23 protein-coding genes are annotated in these 25,055 nt (G+C 73.6%); 13 read left to right on the forward strand and 10 right to left on the reverse strand.

Going from position 1 to position 25,055, the window contains the following annotated elements; all coding sequences use genetic code 11:
• Window positions 1-384 precede the first annotated feature (384 nt).
• A complete protein-coding gene (locus tag ACFY32_RS11080; RefSeq protein WP_359196701.1) occupies window positions 385-969 on the forward strand; it encodes a suppressor of fused domain protein in 585 nt (194 codons plus the stop codon).
• 30 nt (window positions 970-999) lie between these two features.
• On the opposite strand, the gene ACFY32_RS11085 is transcribed toward ACFY32_RS11080, so the two are convergent.
• On the reverse strand, window positions 1,000-2,250 hold the full coding sequence (locus tag ACFY32_RS11085) for an MFS transporter (RefSeq protein ID WP_359196698.1): 1,251 nt from the start codon (window positions 2,248-2,250) through the stop codon (window positions 1,000-1,002).
• Between the two features lie 179 nt (window positions 2,251-2,429).
• Between ACFY32_RS11085 and ACFY32_RS11090 the strand changes: the two genes are divergently transcribed.
• The 3 genes from ACFY32_RS11090 to ACFY32_RS11100 all read left to right on the forward strand — a co-directional run bounded on the left by ACFY32_RS11090 (window position 2,430) and on the right by ACFY32_RS11100 (window position 4,671).
• Window positions 2,430-3,071 carry a DUF6758 family protein gene (locus tag ACFY32_RS11090; RefSeq protein ID WP_359196695.1) on the forward strand — a complete coding sequence of 214 codons (642 nt, stop codon included), beginning with the start codon at window positions 2,430-2,432 and terminating at the stop codon, window positions 3,069-3,071.
• An 83-nt stretch (window positions 3,072-3,154) separates the two neighbouring features.
• Window positions 3,155-4,012, forward strand: coding sequence for a PHP domain-containing protein (locus tag ACFY32_RS11095; protein ID WP_390673969.1), 858 nt, complete (start codon window positions 3,155-3,157; stop codon window positions 4,010-4,012).
• A 53-nt stretch (window positions 4,013-4,065) separates the two neighbouring features.
• On the forward strand, window positions 4,066-4,671 hold the full coding sequence (locus tag ACFY32_RS11100; protein WP_359196689.1) for a MarC family protein: 606 nt from the start codon (window positions 4,066-4,068) through the stop codon (window positions 4,669-4,671).
• A gap of 63 nt (window positions 4,672-4,734) precedes the next feature.
• Here ACFY32_RS11100 and ACFY32_RS11105 read toward each other — a convergent pair whose 3' ends face one another.
• Window positions 4,735-4,887 carry a hypothetical protein gene (locus tag ACFY32_RS11105; protein WP_359196686.1) on the reverse strand — a complete coding sequence of 51 codons (153 nt, stop codon included), beginning with the start codon at window positions 4,885-4,887 and terminating at the stop codon, window positions 4,735-4,737.
• A gap of 248 nt (window positions 4,888-5,135) precedes the next feature.
• Here ACFY32_RS11105 and ACFY32_RS11110 point away from each other — a divergent pair, with 248 nt between their 5' ends.
• Window positions 5,136-6,032, forward strand: coding sequence for an NYN domain-containing protein (locus ACFY32_RS11110; protein WP_359196683.1), 897 nt, complete (start codon window positions 5,136-5,138; stop codon window positions 6,030-6,032).
• Here the strand turns inward: ACFY32_RS11110 and ACFY32_RS11115 are convergent.
• Both ACFY32_RS11115 and ACFY32_RS11120 read right to left on the reverse strand, forming a co-directional pair.
• Window positions 6,029-6,895 carry an alpha/beta hydrolase gene (locus ACFY32_RS11115; RefSeq protein ID WP_359196680.1) on the reverse strand — a complete coding sequence of 289 codons (867 nt, stop codon included), beginning with the start codon at window positions 6,893-6,895 and terminating at the stop codon, window positions 6,029-6,031. The genes ACFY32_RS11110 and ACFY32_RS11115 overlap by 4 nt on opposite strands.
• 203 nt (window positions 6,896-7,098) lie before the next feature.
• Complete coding sequence (locus ACFY32_RS11120; RefSeq protein WP_390673970.1) at window positions 7,099-9,624, reverse strand: DEAD/DEAH box helicase; 2,526 nt, start codon at window positions 9,622-9,624, stop codon at window positions 7,099-7,101.
• 515 nt (window positions 9,625-10,139) lie between these two features.
• On the opposite strand from ACFY32_RS11120, the gene ACFY32_RS11125 reads away from it, so the two are divergent.
• Window positions 10,140-10,892 (forward strand): ferritin-like fold-containing protein, encoded by a 753-nt coding sequence (locus ACFY32_RS11125; RefSeq protein WP_359196674.1) that lies wholly within the window; start codon window positions 10,140-10,142, stop codon window positions 10,890-10,892.
• A 76-nt stretch (window positions 10,893-10,968) separates the two neighbouring features.
• Here ACFY32_RS11125 and ACFY32_RS11130 read toward each other — a convergent pair whose 3' ends face one another.
• From ACFY32_RS11130 to ACFY32_RS11145, 4 genes are all read right to left on the reverse strand, one after another.
• Complete coding sequence (locus ACFY32_RS11130; RefSeq protein WP_359196671.1) at window positions 10,969-11,238, reverse strand: hypothetical protein; 270 nt, start codon at window positions 11,236-11,238, stop codon at window positions 10,969-10,971.
• Window positions 11,239-11,429: 191 nt separating this feature from the next.
• Window positions 11,430-11,657: a DUF3107 domain-containing protein gene (locus ACFY32_RS11135; protein ID WP_359196668.1), complete on the reverse strand. Its 228-nt coding sequence runs from the start codon at window positions 11,655-11,657 to the stop codon at window positions 11,430-11,432.
• A 177-nt stretch (window positions 11,658-11,834) separates the two neighbouring features.
• Window positions 11,835-12,479, reverse strand: a complete 645-nt coding sequence (locus ACFY32_RS11140; protein WP_359196665.1) for a TetR/AcrR family transcriptional regulator — start codon at window positions 12,477-12,479, stop codon at window positions 11,835-11,837.
• Window positions 12,480-12,675: 196 nt separating this feature from the next.
• Window positions 12,676-12,900 (reverse strand): hypothetical protein, encoded by a 225-nt coding sequence (locus ACFY32_RS11145; RefSeq protein ID WP_359196662.1) that lies wholly within the window; start codon window positions 12,898-12,900, stop codon window positions 12,676-12,678.
• Between the two features lie 229 nt (window positions 12,901-13,129).
• Here ACFY32_RS11145 and ACFY32_RS11150 point away from each other — a divergent pair, with 229 nt between their 5' ends.
• From ACFY32_RS11150 to moeZ, 7 genes are all read left to right on the forward strand, one after another.
• Complete coding sequence (locus ACFY32_RS11150; protein WP_390673971.1) at window positions 13,130-14,170, forward strand: alpha/beta fold hydrolase; 1,041 nt, start codon at window positions 13,130-13,132, stop codon at window positions 14,168-14,170.
• Between the two features lie 8 nt (window positions 14,171-14,178).
• Window positions 14,179-15,690, forward strand: coding sequence for a DUF3152 domain-containing protein (locus tag ACFY32_RS11155; protein WP_390673972.1), 1,512 nt, complete (start codon window positions 14,179-14,181; stop codon window positions 15,688-15,690).
• A gap of 261 nt (window positions 15,691-15,951) precedes the next feature.
• A complete protein-coding gene (locus ACFY32_RS11160; RefSeq protein ID WP_390673973.1) occupies window positions 15,952-17,676 on the forward strand; it encodes a DUF3492 domain-containing protein in 1,725 nt (574 codons plus the stop codon).
• Window positions 17,673-19,073, forward strand: coding sequence for a hypothetical protein (locus ACFY32_RS11165; protein WP_390673974.1), 1,401 nt, complete (start codon window positions 17,673-17,675; stop codon window positions 19,071-19,073). The genes ACFY32_RS11160 and ACFY32_RS11165 overlap by 4 nt, the downstream gene beginning before the upstream one ends.
• 252 nt (window positions 19,074-19,325) lie before the next feature.
• Complete coding sequence (locus ACFY32_RS11170; RefSeq protein WP_390673975.1) at window positions 19,326-20,393, forward strand: NAD-dependent epimerase/dehydratase family protein; 1,068 nt, start codon at window positions 19,326-19,328, stop codon at window positions 20,391-20,393.
• Window positions 20,381-20,524 carry a hypothetical protein gene (locus ACFY32_RS11175; RefSeq protein ID WP_390673976.1) on the forward strand — a complete coding sequence of 48 codons (144 nt, stop codon included), beginning with the start codon at window positions 20,381-20,383 and terminating at the stop codon, window positions 20,522-20,524. Before ACFY32_RS11170 ends, ACFY32_RS11175 begins: the two co-directional genes overlap by 13 nt.
• A 63-nt stretch (window positions 20,525-20,587) precedes the next feature.
• The gene (gene moeZ, locus ACFY32_RS11180) at window positions 20,588-21,766 is read left to right on the forward strand and encodes an adenylyltransferase/sulfurtransferase MoeZ (protein ID WP_359196644.1); all 1,179 of its coding nucleotides are present in this window, start codon (window positions 20,588-20,590) and stop codon (window positions 21,764-21,766) included.
• A gap of 65 nt (window positions 21,767-21,831) precedes the next feature.
• Here the strand turns inward: moeZ and ACFY32_RS11185 are convergent, their stop codons facing one another.
• Both ACFY32_RS11185 and ACFY32_RS11190 read right to left on the reverse strand, forming a co-directional pair.
• Complete coding sequence (locus ACFY32_RS11185) at window positions 21,832-23,334, reverse strand: alpha/beta hydrolase (protein ID WP_390673977.1); 1,503 nt, start codon at window positions 23,332-23,334, stop codon at window positions 21,832-21,834.
• A 128-nt stretch (window positions 23,335-23,462) separates the two neighbouring features.
• Window positions 23,463-25,007, reverse strand: coding sequence for an alpha/beta hydrolase (locus ACFY32_RS11190; RefSeq protein WP_390673978.1), 1,545 nt, complete (start codon window positions 25,005-25,007; stop codon window positions 23,463-23,465).
• Between the last annotated feature and the right edge of the window lie 48 nt (window positions 25,008-25,055).

The raw sequence follows: 25,055 nt of genomic DNA on the forward strand, positions 1-25,055 counted from the left end.
CGCGGTGGCGGGCTTCGCTGCTGGTTCACTACGAGACGAAGTGCTCTTCCGCGGGAAAGCGCGCGACTGACCTGAGGCCGCGACCGGGGAAAAACCGGGGGAACCGGGGAACGCGGTGCGGCGCGTCAGCGGCCGGAAGAGCGGGTGGTACTGCACGGTCGACTTCGGTCCATGCCAGCCCCACCTCCTCCGGCCGGTCCCTCGTGAGGGACGGTTGATTCCCCCTCGTTTAGCGGGGTTCCCCGTAGGGGAGTCTTCTTCACAGCGTCGGGGCTTGATCAGGACGCTTCTGCGTGCTGCCCCGAACCACCGGCTCAGAGTATCAGCCGCTCCGTGTGTCAAGGCGCCGCTTTGCCTCTTCACGACGAGTTCTATGCTCGCCGCATGGCTGATGTTCTTCCTCTGGTCGAGGCCCGGTTGCGCGGCGCGCTGGGCGAGCCGGACGCGCGGGCGGCGGTCACCTTCCTCGGCACGGACCGCATCGAGGTGCTCCGCTTCGGCGAGGGGGAACTCGTCCGGTACGCCACCCTCGGCATGTCCGCCGCTCCCATGGCCGACCCCGCCGCGCTCCTCGCCGACCCGGTCGCCGGGCCCCGCGCCGAGCTGGTCCTGACGGTCCGCGCGGGGCGCGCCGACACCGACAAGGTGCTCCGCCCGCTCGCCGTGCTGGCCGCGTCCCCGCAGGTCGAGGGCGTGGTCGTGGCTCCCGGTGCCTCGCTGGACGTCGGTGAGCCGCTGTGGCCGGGCGCCCCGTTCACCTCGGTGCTGGTGGCCGAGCCGGGCGGCCTGGTCGAGGACCTGGAGCTGGCCGCGCCGCTGGACCCCGTGCGGTTCCTGCCGCTGCTGCCGATGACGCCCAACGAGGCCGCCTGGAAGCGGGTGCACGGCGCGGCGGCCCTCCAGGAGCGCTGGCTGAGCCACGGCACGGACCTGCGCGACCCCGTCCGCCGGTCCGTACCGCTGGAGTGACGCAGGTCACCAACGGCCGGTGGAGGCCGGTCAGTTGACGCGCCCGGCCGCGCCGGCCCGGTCGGCGAAGACCGTGACCCCGTCCTCGGCCGCGTGCCCCGGCTCCAGCTCCTCGGCCCGCAGGGTGAGGGCCCGGCGCCGTACGAGGACCACCAGCGCGCCCAGCACCGCGGTGACCGCCGCCACCACGAACGGGACGTGGACGTCGGTCCACTCCTCGATCTTCGGCGCGAAGTACGGGGCCGCCGCGGCGGCGAACCAGCGCACGAAGTTGTAGCCGGCGCTCGCCACCGGACGCGGGGCGTCCGAGACGCCGAGGGCCAGCTCGGTGTAGACGGTGTTGTTCACGCCGATGAAGGCGCCGGACAGGATCGTGCAGACGACGGCCGCGGTGTGGCCGCCGTAGCCGAGGACCAGCACGTCCGCGGCGAGCAGCACCAGTGAGCCGCCCAGCACCCTCAGCGAGCCGTACCGCGCCTGCGCCCGCGGCGCCACCAGCACCGAGAACACGGCGAGCAGCACACCCCAGGCGAAGAACACCGCACCGGACCTGTACGGCGTCATGTCCAGCACGAACGGCGTGAAGGCCAGCACGGTGAAGAACGTGTAGTTGTAGAAGAACGCCGAGACCGCGGCCGAGGCCAGGCCGCCGTGGCCGAGCGCCCTGAGCGGGTCGAGCAGCGAGGTCTTCCGGGCGGGCCTCGGCTGCTCCTTGAGGAACGCCGTGATGCACAGGAAGCCGACGGCCATCAGGAACGCGGTGCCGAAGAAGGGGTAGCGCCAACTGGCGTCGCCCAGCAGCGCGCCCAGCAGCGGGCCGCAGGCCATGCCGAGGCCGAGGGCGGACTCGTACAGCAGGATCGCGGCGGCGCTGCCGCCCGCCGCCGCGCCGACGATGACGGCGAGCGCGGTGGAGACGAACAGCGCGTTGCCCAGGCCCCAGCCGGCCCGGTAGCCGACGAGCCGGCCGACCGTGTCGGAGGTGCCCGCCAGGCCCGCGAAGACCACGACGAAGGCGAGGCCGAGCAGCAGGGTCTTCCGGCCGCCGATCCGGCTGGAGACGAACCCGGTGACCAGCATCGCGACGGCGGTGATCAGGAAGTAGGAGGTGAACAGGAGGGAGACCTGACTGGCGGTGGCGTCCAGGCCCTCGGCGATGGACGGCAGGATCGGGTCGACGAGTCCGATGCCCATGAAGGCGACGACGGACGCGCCGGCCGTCGCCCACACGGCCTTGGGCTGCCGCAGGATGCTGCCCGCCCCGGCGTCGAAGGGGTCCATGCTGGCTCCAATCGGGACGTTCCGGCGGGGAGATGGTTGGTATTTGCACACGATAAGTTAGATCGACTAATTAGTGCAAGATGCATCTAGTTCCCGCCGGTCGGCGGCCGACCGGGGCCGCCGCCCGGATGGGTGATCGTCCTTGACGGGAGGAAGCCGGGGTAGGACCGTGGGGCGCTATGAGGGGCGAACCCAGTTGCCCGAAGTGCGGTGGCCGGGTCAGGGCTCCCGGTCTCTTCGCCGATGCCTGGCACTGCGACCTGCACGGCGGTGTGCATCCGGTCCAGCCCGTGATACCGCCCAGTGTCGAAGCCCTGGACGTCGTGGTGCACCGCACCCAGGTACCGGTGTGGATGCCCTGGCCGCTGCCGGTCGGCTGGCTCTTCACGGGCGTGGCCTGCGCGGGCGACGACCGCAGCGGCGGACGCGCGACGGCGGTGGCCTGTTCCGGCCCCGGTCCCGTCGGCGGCATGGGCGAGCTGATCCTGGTCGCCGAGGAACTCGGCGTCGGCCTCGGCGCCCGGTACGCCGGCATCGACGGCCCCGACCCCGGCCCCTGCATGGACGTCGAGAAGCCGCCCCAGGCCAAGGTCCTCGCCGCCGGCCGCCCCACCCCGCTCTGGCACGTCTCCGGCGCCCCGCCCGACCGGGCCGTCTTCGCCGGCGAGGCGCTCGGCATGTGGCTGTGGGCCGTGGTCTGGCCCGAGCAGTCGGGACTGCTGATGTACGACGAACTGGTGCTGACGGACCTGCGGGACGCCGGGGCCGAGGTGGAGCTGGTGCCGTGCGGGGCGCTGTCGCCGAGGCTGCTGGAGCCGTAGCGCCCTCGCCGGACAGTTGGGCAGTGCGGTTGTCCGGTTATCCTTGAGCGTCCCGTTCCCCCCGTCGTCCTCTGGAGTCCGCCGTGCGCATCGACCTGCACTGCCACTCCACCGCGTCCGACGGGACGGACACCCCGGCCGAGCTGGTGCGCAACGCCGCCGCGGCCGGGCTGGACGTCGTCGCGCTGACCGACCACGACACCACCCGCGGGCACGCCGAGGCGATCGCCGCGCTGCCCGAGGGGCTGACGCTGGTCACCGGCGCCGAACTGTCCTGCCGGATCGACGGCGTCAGCATGCACATGCTGGCCTACCTCTTCGACCCCGAGGAGCCGACGCTGCTCGCCGAGCGCGAGCTGGTCCGGGACGACCGGGTGCCGCGCGCCCGGGGCATGGTCGCCAAGCTCAACGAACTGGGCGTGCCGGTCACCTGGGAGCAGGTCGCCCGGATCGCCGGGGACGGTTCGGTCGGGCGGCCGCACGTCGCCTCGGCCCTCGTCGAACTCGGCGTCGTCCCCACCGTGGGCGACGCCTTCACCGAGGACTGGCTGGCCGACGGCGGCCGGGCCTTCGTGGAGAAGCACGAGACCGACCCCTTCGACGCCATCCGGATGATCAAGGGCGCGGGCGGCGTCGCCGTCTTCGCCCACCCGGCCGCCGCCAAGCGCGGGCGTACGGTCCCGGAGCCGAGGATCGCCGAGCTGGCCGCCGCCGGGCTGGACGGCATCGAGGTCGACCACATGGACCACGACCCCGACACCCGGGCGCGGCTGCGCGGCCTCGCCAAGGAGCTGGGACTGCTGGTCACCGGGTCCAGCGACTACCACGGCAGCCGCAAGACCTGCGTCCTCGGCGAGTACACGACCGACCCCGAGGTGTACGGGGAGATCACGCGGCGGGCGTTCGGCGCCTTCCCGGTGCCCGGAGCCGGCGGAGCCTGAGACCCCGCCCCGCCCGTTCGCACCCGTACCACCGCAAGGCCAGTAGCTCACTCATGTTCGACGTCGCCGTCTTCGGCTCACTCTTCCTGACCCTTTTTGTCATCATGGACCCCCCGGGGATCACCCCGATCTTCCTCGCCCTGACCGCCGGCCGGCCCGGCGCGGTACAGCGGCGCATGGCCCTCCAGGCCGTCTGCGTGGCCGGTGGCGTGATCACCGTGTTCGGGCTCCTCGGCCACCAGATCCTGAACTACCTGCACGTCTCCGTGCCCGCCCTGATGATCGCGGGCGGGCTGCTCCTCCTGCTGATCGCGCTGGACCTGCTCACCGGCAAGACCGACGAGCCGAAGCAGACCAAGGACGTCAACGTCGCCCTCGTACCGCTGGGCATGCCGCTGCTCGCCGGGCCCGGCGCGATCGTCTCGGTCATCCTCGCCGTGCAGAAGGCCCACAGCGTCACCACCCAGGTGTCGGTCTGGTCGGCGATCCTCGCCATCCACGTGGTGCTCTGGCTGGTGATGCGGTACTCGCTGCTGATCATCCGCGTCATCAAGGACGGCGGTGTGGTGCTGGTGACCCGGCTCGCGGGCATGATGCTCTCCGCGATCGCCGTGCAGCAGATCATCAACGGGATCACGCAGGTGATCCAGGGCGCCTGACGCACGGGACCCCCGCACGCGAGGCGCGTGCGGGGGTCCCGGTACGGGTGCGGGCGGTCCGCGCTACGAGGCCGAGGTCCCGGCCGGGCGGATCCACAGGCGCTGCCCGACGGCGGCGGCCTGCTGAACGATGCGGTTCACAGAGGCGGCGTCCACGACGGTGGTGTCCACGGGCGTTCCGTCGACATCGTCGAGTCGCATGATTTCGAAGCGCATGGCCTCTCCCTTGTTCTGGTCATCCTCCTGAGGAGAACTACTGGGTGCGCGCCCGGATCATCGGTGCCCGGGGTGCACGTACGTAGTCAACCGGGTTCGTGTTACGAACATTCCCTACGCTAAAGAAATTTTTCGAACGTCTAACTACTAACGGGTAAGTACAGCCCGCGCGGTGTGCTGTCCCATTCGATCAAGACCGACCGGGACCGGTTGTGTTCGCAGCGTGACCACCGGGACAATAGGAGGCAATGAACGACGACCTCGCGTCCCTGCGCGCCCGCATCGACCACACCAACGAGCTGCTCCAGCGCATGCTCGCCGAGGTGGCGAAGACGCCCTCGACCCACGCGATCTTCGTCGACGCGGGATACCTCTACGCGGCGGCGGGACGGCTGGTCGCCGGAACCGAGGACCGGCGCGCCTTCGACCTGGACGCCGAGGGACTCATCGAGGCCCTCATCGACAAGGCCCGCACCATCTTCGCGGACAGCAGACTGCTCCGCGTCTACTGGTACGACGGCGCCCGGCGCCGCATCCACACCGCCGAGCAGCAGTCCATCGCCGAACTGCCCGACGTGAAGGTCCGGCTGGGCAACCTCAACGCCAACAACCAGCAGAAGGGCGTCGACTCCCTCATCCGCTCCGACCTGGAGTCCCTCGCCCGGCACCGCGCCATCAGCGACGCGGCCCTGCTCGGCGGCGACGAGGACCTGGTCTCCGCCGTCGAGGCCGCCCAGGGGTACGGCGCCCGCGTCCACCTCTGGGGCGTCGAGGCCCCCGAGGGCCGCAACCAGGCCGACCCGCTGCTCTGGGAGGTCGACAGCCAGCGCACCTTCGACCTGGACTTCTTCAAGCCGTACGTCTCCCGGCGCACCGTCGCCGCGTACGAGGGCACCGGCCTGGCCCGGCCGGCCCGGGAGGACGTCCGCTTCGTCGGCGCGCAGATCGGCGCGAAGTGGTTGGCCGCCCGGGGCCGCGAGGCCCTCGCCGAACTCCTCCCCGGCCACCCCTACCTGCCCGGCTCGGTCGACCAGGACCTGCTGGTCGAGGCCGAGGGGCTGCTCCAGTACTCCCTGCGCGGCCAGGCCGACCTGCGGCGCGCGCTGCGGGACGGGTTCTGGGAGTACGTGCAGACGCAGTACTAGGGCCTGTCGTCCCAGAAGTCGGCGAGGGCGGCGGCGGTCGGCAGCGGCCGGTCCGTGTTGGGGGAGTGCTCGGCGCCGGCGATGACGCTCCGGCGCGCGCCGAGGCGTACGGCCATGTCGTCCAGCAGCGGCACCGGCCAGGTCTCGTCACGCTCGCCCGACAGCACGTGCATGGGCAGTGGTACGGCGGCCAGTTCGGCGACGCGGTCGGGCTCGGTGCACAACTGGCGTCCGCTGGCGAGCAGTTGCGCGGGTTTCGTGCCCAGCCAGCGGCGCCGCAGGTGCTCCTCCTCGTCCGGTCCCCGGGTGGGGCCGCCGACCTCCTCGGGCGGACCCATGGCCCGCACCGTCTCCAGCACCTCGGCCATCGTCATCACCGCGAGCGCGTCCCGCAGCAGCTTCACGCGCTGTCGCTGGGAGGCCGAGATCCGCGCCGGGCCCGAGGACATCAGGGTGAGGGACCGGAAGGGCGCCGGGTCGAGCAGTACGGCGGCGCGGGCGATCTGCCCGCCGAGCGAGTGCCCGAGCAGATGCACCGGGGTGCCGAGCGCGGCGGCCTGCGCGAGCACGTCCCGGGCCAGTTCCGGCTGGGCGTACGCGGACTCGTCGTACTCGGGCCCGCCGGACTCGAACTGGCCGCGCCCGTCGACGGCGACGGTACGGTACCCGCGCGCCGCGAGCGGCTCGTGCAGCAGCGTGAAGTCCTCCTTGCTCCCCGTGAACCCGGGCAGCATCAGCACCGTCCCCCGCGCCTCCACCCCGTCGGCCACGGGCGAATCGACGACGGCGAACTCACCCCGGGCGGTCCGCAGCGGGTACGCACGCGCGTCGGGCGGCGGGGCGAAGGCGGCGTTACTGCTCACGGGGTGAGCGTATCGGGCGGGAATCGGGCGGGGAGGGGCGGGTTGGGGGGAGGGGCGGGCGCGTTGGAGTGCCTGGTGAGGGGCGCCGGGCGGTGACGCTCGCGGGTTCGCTCGGGGGTTCGCGCGGGGGAGCGGAGAACGCCGTCGGCCCGGCTCCGCTGGGGGCGGAACCGGGCCGACGGGTGGGAGAGGGGCTCCCCGGGTCAGTCCTCCACGGTGTCCGTGGACTGCGGGGCCGCCGCGGTCTTGCGGGTGCGGCGGGCCTTGGGCTTGGCCTCCGCGCCCTCGGTGGCCGCCTCCGCCGCGGTGGCCGTGGCCTTGCGGGTGCGGCGGCGCGGGGCGGCCTCCGGCTCCTGCGCGGCCTGCGCCGGGATGCCGGCCGCCGTCTCGGCGGTGGCGGTGGCCTTGCGGGTGCGGCGCGGCTTGACCTCGGCGGTCGCCGTGTCCGCTGCGGTGTCCGCCGCCGTCTCCGGGGCCTCGGCGGCCTTGCGGGTGCGGCGGGCCTTGGGCTTGGCCTCCGTGCCCTCGGCCGTGTCGACAGCCGCCTCGGCGGTGGCGGTGGCCTTGCGGGTGCGGCGCGGCTTGGCCTCGGCGGTCGCCGTGTCCGCTGCGGTGTCCGCCGCCGTCTCCGGGGCCGCCGCGGCCTTGCGGGTGCGGCGGGCCTTGGGCTTGGCCTCCGTGCCCTCGGCCGTGTCGACAGCCGCCTCGGCGGTGGCCGTGGCCTTGCGGGTGCGGCGGCGCGGGGCGGCCTCCGGCTCCTGCGCGGCCTGCGCCGGGATGCCGGCGGTGGTCTCCGCGGTGACGGTGGCCGTCTCCGCCGTGGCGGTGGCCGTCTCGGCGGTGGCGGCGGTCTTGCGGGTGCGGCGGGTCCTGGGCTTGGTCTCCGCGCCCTCGGCCGTGTCCACCGCGTCGGCGGCGGCCTCGGTCGTGGCCGGCGCGGCGGCCGTCTTCTTCCGGGTGCGGCGCGGCTGCGCGGGCTCCGGAGCCTCGGCGGTCGTGCCCTCGGCCGTGTCGACGGCGGCTTCCGCCGCCGCCTTGCGGGTGCGGCGGCGCGGGGCGGCGACGGGCGCCTCCCCGACCGGCGCGACGACCTCGGCGGCCGGGGCCTCGTCCAGGACCGGTGCCGTCTCCCGTGCCTCGGCCGGCGTCTCCGCCGACTTGCGGGTACGGCGGCGGCGCGGCTTCGCCTCGGCGACCTCGACGGACTCCGGAACCGAACCCTCCGCCGTGGCCAGAGCCGCCTCGGCGGCCTCCGGCGCGGGAGAGTCGGCCGGCGTCGCGGCCGTCACCGGCGACTGGGCCTGGGGCTGGGCTCCGCCGCGCGTACGACGGCGGCGGCGCAGGGTGCGCGGCGCGTCGGCCGCCTCCTCCACCGGAGCGGCAGCGGCGGCGGTCGGTTCGGCCGGCGCCGCGTCCAGCGGGGCTCCGCCGCGCGTACGGCGGCGGCTGCGCGGCGTACGGGCCGGACGCTCGCGGTCGGCGGGACGGGACTCGTCCCGGCCGCCCCGGCCACCGCGCCCACGCGCCCCGCGGCCACCGGGCTCGCCCAGGTCCTCCAGCTCCTCGGCCGCCAGCCCGGCGCGGGTGCGCTCGGCACGGGGCAGCAGGCCCTTGGTGCCGTCGGGAATGCCGAGTTCGGCGTAGAAGTGCGGGGAGGTGGAGTACGTCTCCGGCGGGTCGTTGAAGTCGAGCCGCAGCGCCTTGTTGATCAACTGCCAGCGGGGGATGTCGTCCCAGTCGACCAGCGTGATCGCCGTACCCTTCGCGCCCGCGCGGCCGGTGCGGCCGATGCGGTGCAGGTACGTCTTCTCCTCTTCCGGGCACTGGTAGTTGATGACGTGGGTCACGCCCTCGACGTCGATGCCGCGGGCGGCGACGTCGGTGCAGACGAGCACGTCCACCTTGCCGTTGCGGAAGGCGCGCAGCGCCTGCTCGCGGGCGCCCTGGCCGAGGTCGCCGTGGACCGCGCCGGCCGCGAACCCGCGCTGCTGGAGCTGGTCGGCGAGGTCGGCCGCGGTGCGCTTGGTGCGGCAGAAGACCATGGCCAGTCCCCGGCCCTCGGCCTGCAGTATGCGCGCGACCATCTCGGGCTTGTCCATGTTGTGCGCGCGGTAGACGAACTGCTTGGTGTTCGCCACCGTGGTGCCCTCGTCGTCCGGCGAGGTGGCGCTGATGTGGGTGGGCTGCGACATGTAGCGGCGGGCGAGACCGATGACCGCGCCCGGCATGGTCGCCGAGAACAGCATGGTCTGGCGCTTGGCCGGCAGCATGTTGATGATCTTCTCGACGTCGGGCAGGAAGCCCAGGTCGAGCATCTCGTCGGCCTCGTCCAGGACGAGCGACTTGATGTGCTTCAGGTTCAGCTTCTTCTGGCCCGCCAGGTCCAGCAGCCGGCCCGGGGTGCCGACGACCACGTCGACGCCCTGCTTGAGGGCCTCGACCTGGGGCTCGTACGCCCGGCCGCCGTAGATCGCGACGACCCGCACGTTGCGCACCTTGCCGGCGGTCAGCAGGTCGTTGGTGACCTGCTGGCACAGCTCGCGGGTGGGCACGACGACGAGGGCCTGGGGGGCGTCGGTGAGCGCCTCGGGGGCGGCGCGGCCGGCCTCGACGTCGGCGGGGACGGTGACGCGCTCCAGGAGCGGCAGGCCGAAGCCCAGCGTCTTGCCGGTGCCGGTCTTGGCCTGGCCGATGACGTCCGTGCCCGTCAGGGCCACGGGGAGCGTCATCTCCTGGATGGGGAACGGGTTGACGATGCCGACGGCTTCGAGGGCTTCGGCGGTCTCGGGGAGAATTCCGAGGGATCGGAACGTCGTAGTCAGGGTGCTGCCTCTTCTGTGTGCGCGGTGCGAGGCGAGCGCGGGGGTCGTGCCGGACCGTGCCGGGGACGTCGGCTTGCCTCAGGGGCCAGCCGTGGACACGGGACCTCTGCCGACGCTCTAGCGCTCGAACCGCTGAGGGTCCCCCTCCGGGCTGCCGTCCACACCGTGGTGGACGGCCGGGAGGGCTGTCGGGTCGGAGCCGATCGGGCCTCCGACCGGGCATCCTCATGCTTGCGGCCCGTCGAAGACGTCACGTACCCGTACGTCACATACTCGGCAGGCGCATTACCACCATACCCCGGATTCGCGCACACGCGATGGCCGAATTCGTCACGTAGTCGTCGTCACACCGGCCGGCGAGTGGCCGACCAGTGGTTGACCAGGCCCTTCCGTCCCGCGACGGGCGGGCTATTGTGCGCTGCATGACGAGCTCTGACAAGCCTGGCACCGCCGCCGAAGCCTCCGCCCCCGCCCCGCGGACCGGGGTCGCCGCCCGGGACTGGGCGAGCGCCTCCGCCGACCCGCAGTACCGCGCCGCGGTCGTGGATCTGCTCGGCGCGCTGGCCTACGGCGAGCTGGCGGCGTTCGAACGGCTCGCGGAGGACGCCAAGCTGGCGCCGACGCTGGCGGACAAGGCGGAGCTGGCGAAGATGGCGTCGGCGGAGTTCCACCACTTCGAGCGGCTGCGCGGCCGGCTCGCCGAGATCGGTGAGGAGCCCACGGGCGCGATGGAGCCCTTCGTCGCCGCCTACGACGGCTTCCACAAGCAGACGGCCCCCTCGGACTGGCTGGAGGGGCTCGTCAAGGCGTACGTCGGCGACTCCATCGCCAGCGACTTCTACCGGGAGGTCGCGGCCCGGCTCGACACCGACACCCGCGAGCTGGTGCTGGCGGTGCTGGACGACACCGGGCACGCCGGTTTCGCCGTGGAGAAGGTGCGGGCGGCGATCGACGCGGAGCCGCGCGTGGGCGGGCGGCTGGCGCTGTGGGCGCGGCGGCTGATGGGCGAGGCCCTGTCGCAGTCCCAGCGGGTGGTCGCCGACCGGGACGCCCTGTCGACGATGCTGGTGGGCGGGGTCGCGGACGGCTTCGACCTGGCGGAGGTCGGCCGCATGTTCTCCCGCATCACCGAGGCCCACACCAAGCGGATGGCGGCCCTGGGCCTCGCGGCCTGAGGAAAGGCGCGGCCCGGACCGGTGTGCGGTGCGGGCCTTCCGGCGGATGCTCGGTCGGACGGGGGCCCGCGGCCGGTCAGGCGGTGGCCGATCGGCCGCGGAGCCTGCCCGCGGGGCGCAGCAGGAGCGACAGGGAGGCCGAGGAGACGACCGCCGAGCCCAGCAGGACCACCAGCAGACTGCCCGCACCGAGCGCGCTGTGCGTGACGAACGCCCCGAACAGGGCCCCGGCGACGCCCGTCGGCAGGACGAGGACGCGGGCCGGGAGACGGTGCGGCAGGCGGTGGACGGCGGCCCAGGCGAGGGCCAGGCCGAGCATCGCGGCCAAGAGCACTTCCAGGAGCATGTCGGGGTCCCTCCCACGCGGCCGGCCTGCCCGAACGGTCCCAGTCGTCATACCCCTGACCTGCGGAATGCAATCATCCCCTGTGGGGGAGTTGTGCCCCGTTCGTGTAAGCGGACGGCGGCGCCGCGAAGCAGACGGAAGGGCCCGGCGGTGCTCGACCGCCGGGCCCTTCCCGTCCGATGACGCGACTGCTACAGCGCGCCGAAGCCCACCTTGCGCGGGGCCGGCTCACCGATCTCGACGTACGCGAGGCGCTCGGCGGGGACCAGCACCTTGCGGCCGTGCTCGTCCACGAGGCTCAGCAACTGCGACTTGCCGGCCAGCGCTTCGGCCACCGCGTGCTCGACCTCATCGGCGCTCTGACCGCTCTCCAGAACGATCTCGCGCGGCGCGTGCTGCACGCCGATCTTGACCTCCACGGCTATGTCCCTCCGACGGTCAGTGAAGTGCGCGACCTTCCGCGCCGTACCCAGCACACATTAGCCCGGTGAGGGGACGTACACGCTCCGCCCGAGAACGCCACGAGCGAACAGCCGGCGGGAACAGACCGGCCGGACGGCTCCGGTGGGCTCGGTGCGGCTGACGGCTCCGGAGGCTCAGTGCGGCTGGTCGGTCCCGTGCAGCGGGAAGCCGGCGATGCCCCGCCAGGCCAGCGAGGCGAGCAACTGCACCGCCTGGTCGCGCGGCACGCTGCGGTCGCTGTGCAGCCAGGAGCGGGCCACCACCTGCGCGAGCCCGCCGAGGCCCGAGGCCAGCAGCATCGACTCCGCGCGGGAGAGGCCGGTGTCCTCGGCGATGACCTCGCAGATCGCCTCGGCGCACTCGTTGGTCACCTTGTCGACGCGCTCGCGCACGGCGGGCTCGTTGGTCAGGTCCGACTCGAACACCAGGCGGAAGGCGCCGCCGTCGTCCTCGACGTACGCGAAGTAGGCGTCCATCGTGGCGCGGACGCGCTGCTTGTTGTCGGTCGTCGAGGCCAGCGCGTTGCGCACGGACTGGATCAGCGACTCGCAGTGCTGGTCCAGCAGCGCGAGGTAGAGGTCGAGCTTGCCCGGGAAGTGCTGGTAGAGCACCGGCTTGCTGACCCCGGCGCGCTCGGCGATGTCGTCCATCGCGGCCGCGTGGTAGCCCTGGGCCACGAAGACTTCCTGCGCGGCGCCCAGAAGCTGGTTGCGTCGGGCACGGCGCGGCAGGCGTGTGCCCCGCGGGCGTACCGCCTCTGTCTGCTCGATGGCTGTCACGCCGCCTCCCAAAGTCGTCCAAGTGCGGTGTGCGCCGCGCCGCCATCGTACTTTTCGGTAACCCTGGTGCGCGCGGTGCGAGCGCAGAATTTCACGGACCGGACGGCGGCGATAGCCACCCAATTGGTTTCAGGTCGGTCCACGCCGGGCAGTGATCGGCCTCTTCTTGCGACGGGCGGCGCCTTCCGCGGGCGGTTCAGCGGTAGTCGTCCTCGTCGAGGGTGACGACCCTGGCCTGCTCCGCGAGGTCGGCCTCGCTGGCGCGGTCGGGGTCCACACCGGTCAGCGGGTCGTCGCGGTCCGGCGCGATGTCCGCCTGCTGCTCCGCGGCGTCGGCGTCGGGCGCCTCGACGCCGACCTCCGGGGGCTCCTGTGCCGCGTCGTCCCGGAAGGTGTCGGGGTCGGTGGGGTCGATGGCCATGCTGGGCTCCTTTCATGCGAACGTCCCTGGGAATGCAGGGACCACACGCGGGTGCCCTCTGTCCGAGCCTAGGAGACACCCGATCCGGATGCCATGCGGTCCGGACGCCATGTCATCGGGACCGGCGGGCGCGTGTGTGACCCTCAGTACCCGCCCGGCGCCACTCGGCACCACCGTTGTGATGTCGAACACGTGAACCAAGTGCGTGATCGTCTCGTAATATTTTCGTATGTCTTCGACTGAGCTGCCGTCCGTGCCGCCCGACGCCGTGCTGCCGCGGGCCGCGGCCGTCCGGATCGCGGAGGGCGAGCGGCTGAGGTCGGTGCGCCTGCCCGGCATCACCCTGACGGTGCGGTCGAGAACACCGGGCCGCGAAGGACTGCCGCCCGCCCTGTACGTGCACGGCCTCGGCGGTTCCTCGCAGAACTGGTCGGCGCTGATGCCCCTGCTGGACGACGTCCTCGACAACGAGGCCGTCGACCTGCCCGGCTTCGGCGACTCCCCGCCGCCGGACGACGGCAACTACTCGATCACGGCACACGCGCGTGCGGTGATCCGCTACCTCGACGCGTCGGGACGCGGACCCGTGCACCTGTTCGGCAACTCGCTCGGCGGCGCGGTCGTGACCCGGGTGGCCGCGGTCCGCCCCGACCTGGTGCGGACACTGACCCTGGTCTCGCCCGCCCTCCCGGAGATACGGGTGCAGCGCACCGCCGTGCCGACGGGGCTGCTGGCGCTGCCCGGGGTGGTGCCGCTGTTCACCCGGATCAGCCGGGACTGGACCGCCGAGCAGCGAGTCCGCGGCGTGCTGGCCCTGTGCTACGGCGACCCCGGACGGGTGCCCGAGGAGAGCATCCGGCACGCGGTCGAGGAGATGGAACGACGGCAGCGGCTGCCGTACTTCTGGGACGCGATGGCACGTTCCGCGCGGGGGATAGTCAACGCCTACACGGTCGGCGGCCAGCACGGGCTGTGGCGCCAGGCCGGGCGGGTTCTCGCGCCGACACTGCTCATCTATGGTGGCCGGGACAAGCTCGTCGGCCATCGCATGGCCCAGCGGGCGGCCCGCGCCTTCCGCGACTCGCGGCTGCTGACCCTGCCGGACGCCGGGCACGTCGCGATGATGGAGTATCCCGGTACGGTGGCCACGGCGTTCCGCGAACTCCTCGCGGACGTCGGCGAATCGGCGGACACCGCCGCCGCCGACGACAGGCACGCCGACGACAGGCACGCCGACGACAGGTACGCCGACGACAGCACAGGAGGCTGAGGCGCGACGTGGGACGCCACAGCCGCCGCGGACCGGCCCCGAAGGTCTCCAGGACCTCCCGGGGGGCCGAGGGCGGCGACACCGCGGACACTCCCGCACCACGCGAGCGACGGGGGGCGGGGGGACCCGAGGGGACGCCGGCTGCTCGTGGGGGACCGGGTAGGCCCGGTGCTCCTGGGGCAACTGGCACGGCTGGCGCGCCTGGTGCGACCGGCGCGCCTCGGAGGGCTGACGGTTCCCCCGTTCGGGGGGTTCCGCGGGTGCCGGACGGCACTCCGGCGCGGGGGATGCCGCGGATGCCGGACGGCACTCCGCCGCACGGGGCGCCGAGATTCCCGGACGGTACCCCCGCGCGTGGGGTGCCGCAGGTGCGCGGCGGGCATCCGGAGCAGCGCGAGACCGGCGGCGGCTGGGGCGAGTTGAGGGGGCGGGCCGACGCGGGAGCGGGCCAGGCGACCGGCGCGCCGGTTCCGCGGCAGCGGCGGGCGCCCGTACCGGGCGTGCCCCGGCAGGACTACCTCGACGCCTTCGGGGCGGACGACGACGCCTTCGCGACCCGCACGCCCCCGCGCGCCCCCACCGGCCCCCGCACCACCGCCACCGACCGGAGCGCCGCCGAAGACGCCGTCCGCACCCGCGGCACGGCGCGCGGCGCCGGTGACGCGCCGCCCGCGGGGGCGTACGCGGGAGCACCCAACGCGGACAAGGGCGGCAAGGCGCGTACCTTCACCGGCATCGCGGCCGCCGCCGTCACCACCGTGCTGGCGATCGTCGTCGCCGGACAGGTCACCGACGGGCGCGCCGACGGCGTACGGTCCCGGACGACCCCCGGCCAGGCGCGCGACGTCCACGTCCCCGCGCCGGGCGTGAGCCGGTCCGCGGTGACCGGGCCCGGCGCGACCGGCGCCGAGGCACCGCTGACGTACGCGCAGAAAATGAGCCGGACCTACCCGCTCAGCGCCGGTCTGAAGGGCCCGGGGAAGTTCGACGCGGTCCCCGGGATCGCCAAGGCGCCCGGGAAGGGGCAGAAGTTCACCTACCGCGTGGACGTGGAACAGGGGCTCGGCCTGGACGGCCAACTCTTCGCGCGTGCCGTGCAGGACACGCTCAACGACGACCGGAGCTGGGCCCACAGCGGCGCCCGTACGTTCGAGCGCGTCCACTCCGGGCACCCCGATTTCGTGATCACGCTCGCGAGTCCGGGCACCACCGCCGACTGGTGCGCCAAGTCCGGGCTGGACACCACCGTCGACAACGTCTCCTGTGACTCGGCCGCCACCGAACGCGTCATGATCAACGCCTATCGGTGGGCGCGGGGCGCCAAGACGTACGGCGACGCGAAGATCTACGCGTACCGCCAGATGCTGATCAACCACGAGGTCGGTCACCGTCTCGGCCACAACCACGTGACCTGCGACAAGGACGGCGATCTCGCGCCCGTCATGCAGCAGCAGACCAAGTTCCTGGAGTACGACGGGGTCCGCTGCCGCGCCAACCCCTGGCCGTATCCGAACAACTGAGCCGCCGCGCGCCGGGCCGGGCCGGGCTGGTGCCAGGGCGGTGCGCGGCCCATGCCCTGGCCGGAACGTCACGTCCGGTGACTGTGTGATTGCCTAGCGCGGCCGAACGCGCTCCGCGCCGGAAAGTCACGACCGTTCACCCCTTCCGGTGGTGCGACGGACAACCGTCCAGCACGCCCCCGCCATGTCCGCTTACGTTCGTCCCGCTGCGAGTCGCCGGACCAACGGCGGCTTTCCATACGGGAGATCGGGGGTGCACGCGTGCGCATCGGATTGATTACCGAGGGTGGCTATCCGTATGTGAGCGGTGACGCCGGACTCTGGTGCGACCGGCTCGTGCGCGGGCTCGACCGGCACGAGTTCGACGTCTACGCGCTCAGCCGCGGTGAGCGCCAGGAGGACGAAGGCTGGGTCCCGCTGCCGCCGCAGGTCAGCCGGGTGCGCACCGCGCCGCTGTGGACGGCCGAGGAGGACGGGGTCGGGTACGGCCGGCGCGCACGCCGGCGCTTCACCGAGTGCTACGGCGACCTGGCCGCCGTCCTCTGCGGAACCGCGGCGACCGGCCCGGCGGGCCCCACCGGGGTCGCGGGGGACGCGTCGGCCGTAGAGGCGGACCGTTTCGCCAACGCCCTCTACGGGCTCGCCGAACTCGCCCGCGACGAGGGCGGCCTGGTCGGCGCGCTCCGCTCCGAGACAGCCGTACGCGCCCTGGAGCGCGCCTGTCGCGCCCCCGGCGCCCAGCGCCCGGCACGCGAGGCGCGCGTCCCCGACCTGCTCGCCGTCGCCGCGCACCTCGAACGCGCCCTGCGCCCCCTCTCCCTCGACTGGTACGACGACGCCGGCCTCGGCGCGGTCGACCTGTGCCACGCGGCCTCGGGCGGCCCGGCGGCGCTGCCCGGCCTGCTCGCCCGGCACTTCTTCGGCGTCCCCCTGCTGGTCACCGAGTACGGCGTGCGGCTCCGTGCGCACTACCTGACCGCGCCCCGCACCACCCCCGCCGTACGCGCGCTGCTGGCCGCCTTCCACGGCCGGCTCGCCGCCGAGACCTACCGGCGGGCCGCCGTCGTCACCCCCGGCAACGGGCACGCCCGCCGCTGGCAGGAACGCTGCGGAGCCGACCGCGCCAAGCTCCGCACCGTCTACCCGGGGATGGACGCGGCCCCCTTCGCCGAGGTGGGGGAGGCCCAGGAGAGCGCCGCCTACCCGGACGCCCTCGTGTGGGTCGGCCGCGTCGGACCCGCCAAGGACCTGGTGTCCCTCCTGCACGCCTTCGCCGAGATCCGCAAGGCGCGACCCGGGACCCGCCTGCGGATCGTCGGCGCCCCCGACGGTCCCGAGGGCGCCGCCTACCTCGCCCACTGCCGGACGCTCGCCGCGCGGCTCTTCCCCGACGAGGCCGGCGGCCCGCACACCGTCGGCCGCAGCCCGGTGTCCTTCGAGGAGATCGGCGGCCCGGAACTGCCGTCCGCCGCCGACGCGTACGCCGCCGGCGCCCTGGTCGTCCTCTCCAGCGTCGTCGAGGGCTTCCCCGTCGGCCTGGTCGAGGCCATGTTCTGCGGCCGGGCGACGGTGTCCACGGACGTCGGCGCGGTGGTGGAGGTGATCGGCGGCACCGGGCTCGTCGTACCGCCGCGCGATCCGAGGGCGCTCGCGCAGGCGTGCGTATCGCTGCTGCGCGACCCCGCGCGCCGTGCGCGACTGGGCGCCGCCGCCCGCGCCCGCGCCCTCGAACTGTTCACCGTCGAGCAGAACATCGCGGCCTTTCACGGCATTTACCTGGAGATCCTCTCGCGCACCCCGATCCGCCGCGCCCTCCTCGACGCCACCGGCGAACCCGTTCCGTTCGCCGCGCCCGCCGAGGCCCACCTCCCCGGCCGCTGGACCGAGCCGACGAACCCTCTCGTTCCCCGGAGCAGCCCCGGTTGGGCCATGGACCCGCCGGTCCGGCCGACGGACCCGGTCTCCGCTACGGAGGCGGTCCGGTGAGCGGAGGCGGCGGGTTCGGTGACGTCGACCGGCCGGGCGCCCCGAGCAGCCCCGGCGCGTGGGACGAGCGGTCGCGGGCGTATCTCGACGGGGGTTCGGACCTGGGCTCGGGCCCGGTCGCGGGCCGGGGTCCGCACTCCTTCGCCGACTCGGGGCCGGGGGTGGCGCGGGAGGTGGTTCCGGCGGTGAAGCCTGGGCCGGACGCGAACACCGGTGCCGGTCCCGACGCGGCAGCGTGGGCTCCCGGTCGTCCCGACGTGGCGGCGCGGGACGCCGGGACGCGGCGGCCCGGGGCCGTCCATCGACTCGGCGCGGACCCCGTGAAGGCGCTGCTGCACCGGCACCGTGACCTGTGCGAACGGGCCGTGGACCCGTTGGAGATCGCGGCCGGCCTGGAGGCGCACGGCATCACCGACCGGACCGCCAACCGCTTCCGCCACCGGGACGTCTTCTCCCTCGCGGAGGAGATGTACGCCCGTGCCCCGCGCGGCGCCGACACCCCGGCGGCCCCGGGAACCCGCGGGCCCTCGGCGGACTCCGACCACCCCGCGCCCCCGCGTGCCGCCTGGGCCGTCCTGTCCCTCCTCCCCGGACTGCTGTGCGCCGCGACGGTCGCCGGACTGCGCCTCACCCAAGGGCAGCTCCGCCTCTGCACCGCCGTCGGCGGTGCGCTCGCCGTCCTGCTGGCTCTGCGCGCGGCGCTCCGACGCGGGCCGCTGCGGAGCACCGACGACCACACCGGGCTCTGGGTCTGCTGGCTCGCCGCGTACGCCGCCCTCGGTGACGGACTCCTCGACGCGGCCCTCGGCGGCGGCCCCGACGGTCTGCCGACCGGCGCCGCCGACGGACCCTGGCCCGTCACCGTCGCCCCCGTGCCGGCCCTCGCCGCGGCCTGCGCGCCGGCGATCTGGTGCGCCCACCTGTTCACCACCGGCGCCCGCCGCAAACTGGCGACGAGCCGCGGCCTGAAAGAGTTCGCCGCCTCCGTACGGCCCCTGCTGTTCGGCACTTTCGTCCTCTTCCTCGGCGCCCTGGCCGCCCTCCTCACCCTGACCGGTGCCGTCCTCGGCGAGGAGCCCGCCTACCCGGAGGTCCTCACCCTGGGCGCCCTCCTGCTGGCGGCCCGTCTGCTCGCCGCGCACGGCTTCGTCCGCGCCCCCGCACTCGTCCTCACCGCCGCCGCGGCAGCCGAGGCCACCGCCCTGGCCTGTCTCTTCGCCGGCCGCCTCCCGCACTGCGGCCCGCTGGCCATCCCCGTCGAGGCGCTCGTCACCGCCTGGGGCCCCGGCAGCGTCCCGACCGCCGCCTGCGGTGCCGGGGCCCTTGTCCTGCTGGGCCACGCGGCCCGGCGCCTCACCAGAGCCTCGGCCCACGCGCGACCGGAGCCCGGACCGTGACCGGCCCCGCCCTTCCGCGCTGGGCCGCACCTGCCCTTCCGCGCCGGACGGCACCCGCCCTTCCGCGCCGGACGGCGCCTGCCCTTCCGCGTCGGGCCGCACTCGCCCTTCCGCGCCGGGCCGCACCCGCCCCAACCTGCCCACCCCCTCCCGAGCCCGGCCCCCGTGCCGACGAACCCCGCATCACTCCCCTGAAGGAGAACCCCACATGACCACCTCCCGACCCGAAACCTCGGCCCCGGGAGCCGTCCGATGAGAGTCCTGCTGATCGGAGCCAACGGCTACATCGGCCGCTTCGTCGCCGACCGTCTGCTCGCCGACCCCGCCGTCCAGCTCACCGCCCTCGGCCGCGGCGACGACGCCGACGTCCGCTTCGACCTCGCCAGTGGCAGCCCCGGCGCCCTCACCCGCTTCCTCGACGCGGTCCACCCCGGCGTCGTCATCAACTGCGCGGGCACCACCCGGGGCGGTGCCCGCGAACTGACCCGGCACAACACCGTCGCCGTCGCCACCGTCTGCGAGGCCCTGCGCCGCAGCCGCTGCGGCGCCCGCCTGGTGCAGATCGGCTGCAGCTCGGAGTACGGCCCCAGCCAGCCCGGCTCCTCCACCGCCGAGGACGCCGTCCCGCGCCCCGGCGGCCCCTACGGCGTCAGCAAACTCGCCGCCACCGAACTGGTCCTCGGCTCCGGCCTGGACGCCGTCGTCCTCCGCGTCTTCTCACCGGCCGGCCCCGGCACCCCCGCCGGTTCGCCGCTGGGCCGGCTCGCCGAGGCCATGCGCCGCGCCATGCAGTCCGGCGACGGCGAACTCCGCCTCGGCGGCCTCGGCGCCCAGCGCGATTTCGTCGACGTCCGCGACGTGGCCCGCGCCGTGCACGCCGCCTCCCTCTCCGCCGCCCAGGGCGTGATCAACATCGGTTCCGGCCGTGCCGTCCGCCTCCGCGACGCCGCCACCACCCTCGCCCGCGTGGCCGGCTACGGCGGCGCCCTGCACGAACTCGACAACCCGCCCGGCGCCCTCCGGCCCACCATCGGCCACCCCCGCGGCGAATCCGCCGGCCACCGCACCGACGGCCTCGGCCACCGCGTCGACGGCATGGGCCACCGGGTCGACGGCATGGGCCACCACCGTATGGACGCCCTCGGCCACCGCGCCGACCCCGAGCACGTCATCCCGGTCGCGTACCCGTACCCGGACGGCTGCGGCAGTTGGCAGCAGGCCGACGTGCGCACCGCCCGCGACCGGCTCGGCTGGCGCCCCCGCATCAACCTGGAGGAATCCCTCGCCGACATCTGGATGGAGGCCGCGTGCCGTCTCTGACCGGCACCAGGACGGCCGTCGCCCGCACCGGCCTCGGCGCCCCCGGCCGGAACGCCCTGCCCAAAAGACAGGCGGTGCCCGGCTACTGGGACGACATCGTCTCGCAGGTCGGGACGGGTGTCTCGGAATGAAAAAGCGCGTGGCAGTGTTACGGGGAGAACAACCGTAATGATTGACCGACCAACGGAGTCCCCGTGTCGCTGCCACCCCTGGTCGAGCCAGCCTCTGAGCTCACCGTAGACGAGGTCCGCAGGTACTCCCGCCACCTGATCATCCCGGACGTCGGGATGGACGGGCAGAAGCGGCTGAAGAACGCCAAGGTGCTCTGTGTGGGCGCCGGCGGCCTGGGTTCGCCGGCGCTGATGTACCTCGCCGCCGCGGGCGTCGGCACCCTCGGCATCGTGGAGTTCGACGAGGTCGACGAGTCGAACCTGCAGCGCCAGATCATCCACAGCCAGTCCGACATCGGCCGCTCCAAGGCCGAGTCCGCCCGCGACACCGTCAAGGGCATCAACCCGTACGTGGACGTGGTCCTGCACGAAGAGCGGCTCGAGGCCGACAACGTGATGGACATCTTCGGCCAGTACGACCTGATCATCGACGGCACGGACAACTTCGCGACCCGCTACCTGGTCAACGACGCCTGCGTGCTGCTGAACAAGCCGTACATCTGGGGCTCGATCTACCGGTTCGACGGACAGGCATCCGTCTTCTGGTCGGAGCACGGTCCCTGCTACCGCTGCCTCTACCCGGAGCCCCCGCCCCCCGGCATGGTCCCCTCCTGCGCCGAGGGCGGCGTGCTGGGCGTGCTGTGCGCGTCCATCGGCTCCATCCAGGTCAACGAGGCCATCAAGCTCCTCGCGGGCATCGGCGAACCGCTGGTCGGCCGTCTGATGATCTACGACGCCCTGGAGATGCAGTACCGCCAGGTCAAGGTCCGCAAGGACCCCGACTGCGCGGTCTGCGGCGAGAACCCGACCGTCACCGAGTTGATCGACTACGAGGCCTTCTGCGGCGTCGTCTCCGACGAGGCCCAGGCGGCGGCCGCCGACTCCACGATCACTCCCAAGCAGCTCAAGGAGTGGATCGACGAAGGCGAGAACCTCGAGCTGATCGACGTCCGCGAGCCCAACGAGTTCGAGATCGTGTCCATCCCGGGCGCCAGGCTGATCCCGAAGAACGAGTTCCTCATGGGCACCGCGCTGGAGAGCCTCCCGCAGGACAAGAAGATCGTCTTGAACTGCAAGACGGGCGTCCGCAGTGCGGAAGTCCTCGCGGTCCTGAAGTCGGCCGGCTTCTCGGACGCCGTCCACGTCGGCGGCGGCGTGATCGGCTGGGTCAACCAGATCGAGCCGGACAAGCCGGTCTACTGAGACCACGGCTCCGCTCCGCGGACGGGGGTCGCCGGTGCCACGGGCGCCGGCGGCCCCCGCCGTCGTCATGAGCAGATCTTGCCGTCCTCCGGCACGGTCCCGTCCAGCAGATAGGCGTCGACCGTGGAGTCGACACAGTCGCTCCCGCTGCCGTAGGCACCGTGCCCCTCGCCCTTCCAGGTGAGCACCACGCCCACGTCCTCGCCCAGCTCGTCCGCCATCCTGCGGGCCCCCTCGTAGGGGGTCGCCGGGTCGCCCGTGTTGCCGACCACCAGCACCGGGGCCGCGCCCGGCGCGCTCACCTCGGGCGTCTCGTACTGACCGGGCACCGGCCAGTCGTGGCACCAGCCGGCCGTGTCCCAGCCCAGGAAGGCGCCGAACACGGGGGAGATCCGCTCGAACCCGGGCAGCAGCTTCCTGGTCTCCTCCACGGTGGGCCGCTGCTTGTCGTCCAGGCACGATATGACCCGTTGGGAGTGGGTCGTCGTGCCGTAGTGCCCCGAGGGGTCCCGCTCGTTGTAGCCGTCGGCCAGCGCCAGCAGCTCCGAACCGTCGCCGTCCTCGGCGGCCGCCAGCGCACTGGTCAGGGCCGGCCAGCTCTCCTTGCTGTAGAGGGGCAGCACGATCCCGGTGAGGGCCAGCGTCTGGGTCAGCTCCCGCCCCGAGGACGAGGTGGGCAGCGGCTCCGCGTCGATCCGGTCCAGCAGGCCGGCGATCTTCCGCGAGCCCCGCTCGGGGTCCTGGCCGGTGGAGCGCAGGTAGTCGTCCAGCGCCCGTTGGAAGCCCCTCGCCTGGTGCTCGGCGTGCCCGATGGTGTCGGCGGTCGGGTCCACGACCGCGTCCAGGACCATCCGCCCCACGTTCTCCGGGAACAGGTGGGCGTAGACCCCGCCGAGTTCGGTGCCGTAGGAGATGCCGAAGTAGTGCGTCTTCCGGTCGCCCAGCACCTGGCGGAGCAGGTCCATGTCGCGGGCGGTGTCCGTGGTCGAGACGTGCGCCATCAGCCTGCCCGCGGACCGCTCGCAGCCCTTGGCGAAGTCGGCGGCGTCCCTCAGGAACGCCCGCTCCTCCGCCGGGGTGTCCGGAGTGACGTCGACCGACTCGGCGGCCTGCGTCTCCTTGTCGCCGCGGCAGCGGACGCCCTCGCTGGCGGCCACGCCGCGCGGGTCCCAGCTCACCAGGTCGTACCGCTCGCGCAGGGAGGACACGGTGCCGGCGTACGACGGCATCGTCGAGACGCCCGAGCCGCCGGGGCCGCCGAAGTTGAACAGCAGCGAGCCCTCGCGCCGCTCGCCGCGGGCCTTGGCGCGGATCAGGGCCAGGCCGATCCGCTCGCCGTCCGGTTCGGCCCAGTCCACCGGCACGTCGAGCGTGGCGCACTGCCAGTCGCCGCCCGGCGCGGGGGCGTCCGTCGTGGCCTCGCAGCGCCCCCAGTCGAGCCGCTGGGCCGTCAGCGGCCCGTCGTCCCCGCCCCGGTCCTTCCCGTCGTCGGAGGAGCCGCCGCCGCAGCCCGCCGTCAGCAGTGCCGCGACTCCCGCCAGAGCCGTCCACCGCAGGAATCGCCCCATGTGTGCCCCCCTCACAAGCCGTCCGCACCGTGCCGCGGATGGCGGTCATGCCATGGTAGGCGGATGGTGCGAGGCGCGCTGGGGCCTGTGGATAACGTTGTGACCTGGGGTTTTACCGGGTCGGGCGGTCAGGAGCAGACCGTGCCGGCCGCCGGTTCCCGGCCGTCGAGCAGATAGCCGTCGACCGCGTCGCGTACGCACTTGTTCTTGCTGTCGTACGCGCCGTGTCCCTGGCCCTTGTACGTCAGTTCGATGCCGACCCCCTTGCCCAGGGCCTGCACCATCTTCCGCGCTCCCTCGTACGGCGTCGCCGGGTCGCCGGTGTTGCCGACGACCAGGACGGGCGCGGCGCCCGGCGCGTCGACGTCGGGATGGTCGGCCGCGCCGGGCACCGCCCAGTCGGCGCAGCTCACCATGGACCAGGCCATGTAGTCGCCGAACAGGGCGGAGGCGGCGCGGAACTCAGGCAGCTTCCGCTCGACGTCGGCCGGGTCGTACCGCGGTCTGTCGTCGGCGCAGTTGATGGAGATGTTGGCGGCGGTGATGTTGCTGTACTCGCCGTTCTCGCCGCGTCCGTTCAGCGCGTCCGACAGCACCATCAGCACCCGGCCGTCACCGTCGTACGCCTGTTCCAGACCCTCGGTGAGGTACTCCCAGAAGTCCTGCGAGTACAGGGCCTGCGCGATGCCGCTGGTCGCTGCGGTCTGGGTGAGCCGGCGGGGGAAGACGCCGGGGAGGGGCTCGGCGTCGAGGTCCTTCAGCAGCCGGGCGATGCGGTTCTCGACGTCCTGGACGCTGTCGCCGATGGGGCACTCCCCGGTCCGGGAGACGCAGTGTTCGGCGAAGTTGTCCAGGGCCCGCTGGAAGCCCTTGGCCTGTCCGAGCGAACTCTGCTCCGGGCTCTGCGTCGGGTCGACGACGGCGTCGAAGACGGCCCGGCCCACCTTCTTCGGGAACAGGTGGGCGTAGACGCCGCCGAGTTCGGTGCCGTAGGAGATGCCGAAGTAGTGCAGCTTGCCGTCGCCGAGGACCTGCCGCATCAGGTCCATGTCGCGGGCCGCGTCGGTGGTGCGCACGTGCGGCAGCATCTTCTCGGAGTTCTTCTCGCAGGCGGCGTTGAACTCCTCGGTGCTCTTGACCAGGCCGGCCCGCTCGGCGGCGTCGTCGGGGGTGGCGTCCTGCTGGAAGTAGGTGTCGAGTCGGGCGTCGTCCAGGCACTCCACCGGCGCGCTGCGGCCGACGCCGCGCGGGTCGAAGCTGACCAGGTCGTAGCGGGTGCGCAGGTTGGCGTAGTCCTCGGCGAAGGCGGGCAGCGTGGTGACGCCCGAGCCGCCGGGGCCGCCGAAGTTGAAGACGAGCGATCCGATCCGCCGGCCGGCCTCGCCGCTCGCCTCCGCCCGGATCAGCGCGAGGCCGATCGTGTCGCCCTCGGGCTCCTCCCAGTCCAGCGGCGCCTTCATGGTGGCGCACTGCCAGGCTTCGCCGCCCGGCAGCGGTGAGGGCGCGGCGCCGCCGCCCTGCGCCCGGGACGGCGCCGGACACTCCCGCCAGGTGAGCCGCTGCCGCGTCAGGTCCCCGCCCCCCGCGTCGTCCGAGCAGCCCGCGAGCGCCAGGGACAGCAGCGCGGAGGCGACGGCGAGGGCGGCGGCGCGCGGGCGGGCGGGATTCGGCATGCCCCCATCGTGCGGGCGCCCGGGGCGCGGCGCTCGGGCCACGGGCCG

This window comes from Streptomyces sp. NPDC000134, from assembly GCF_042899225.1.
In the GTDB taxonomy this organism is placed as follows: Bacteria; Actinomycetota; Actinomycetes; order Streptomycetales; family Streptomycetaceae; genus Streptomyces.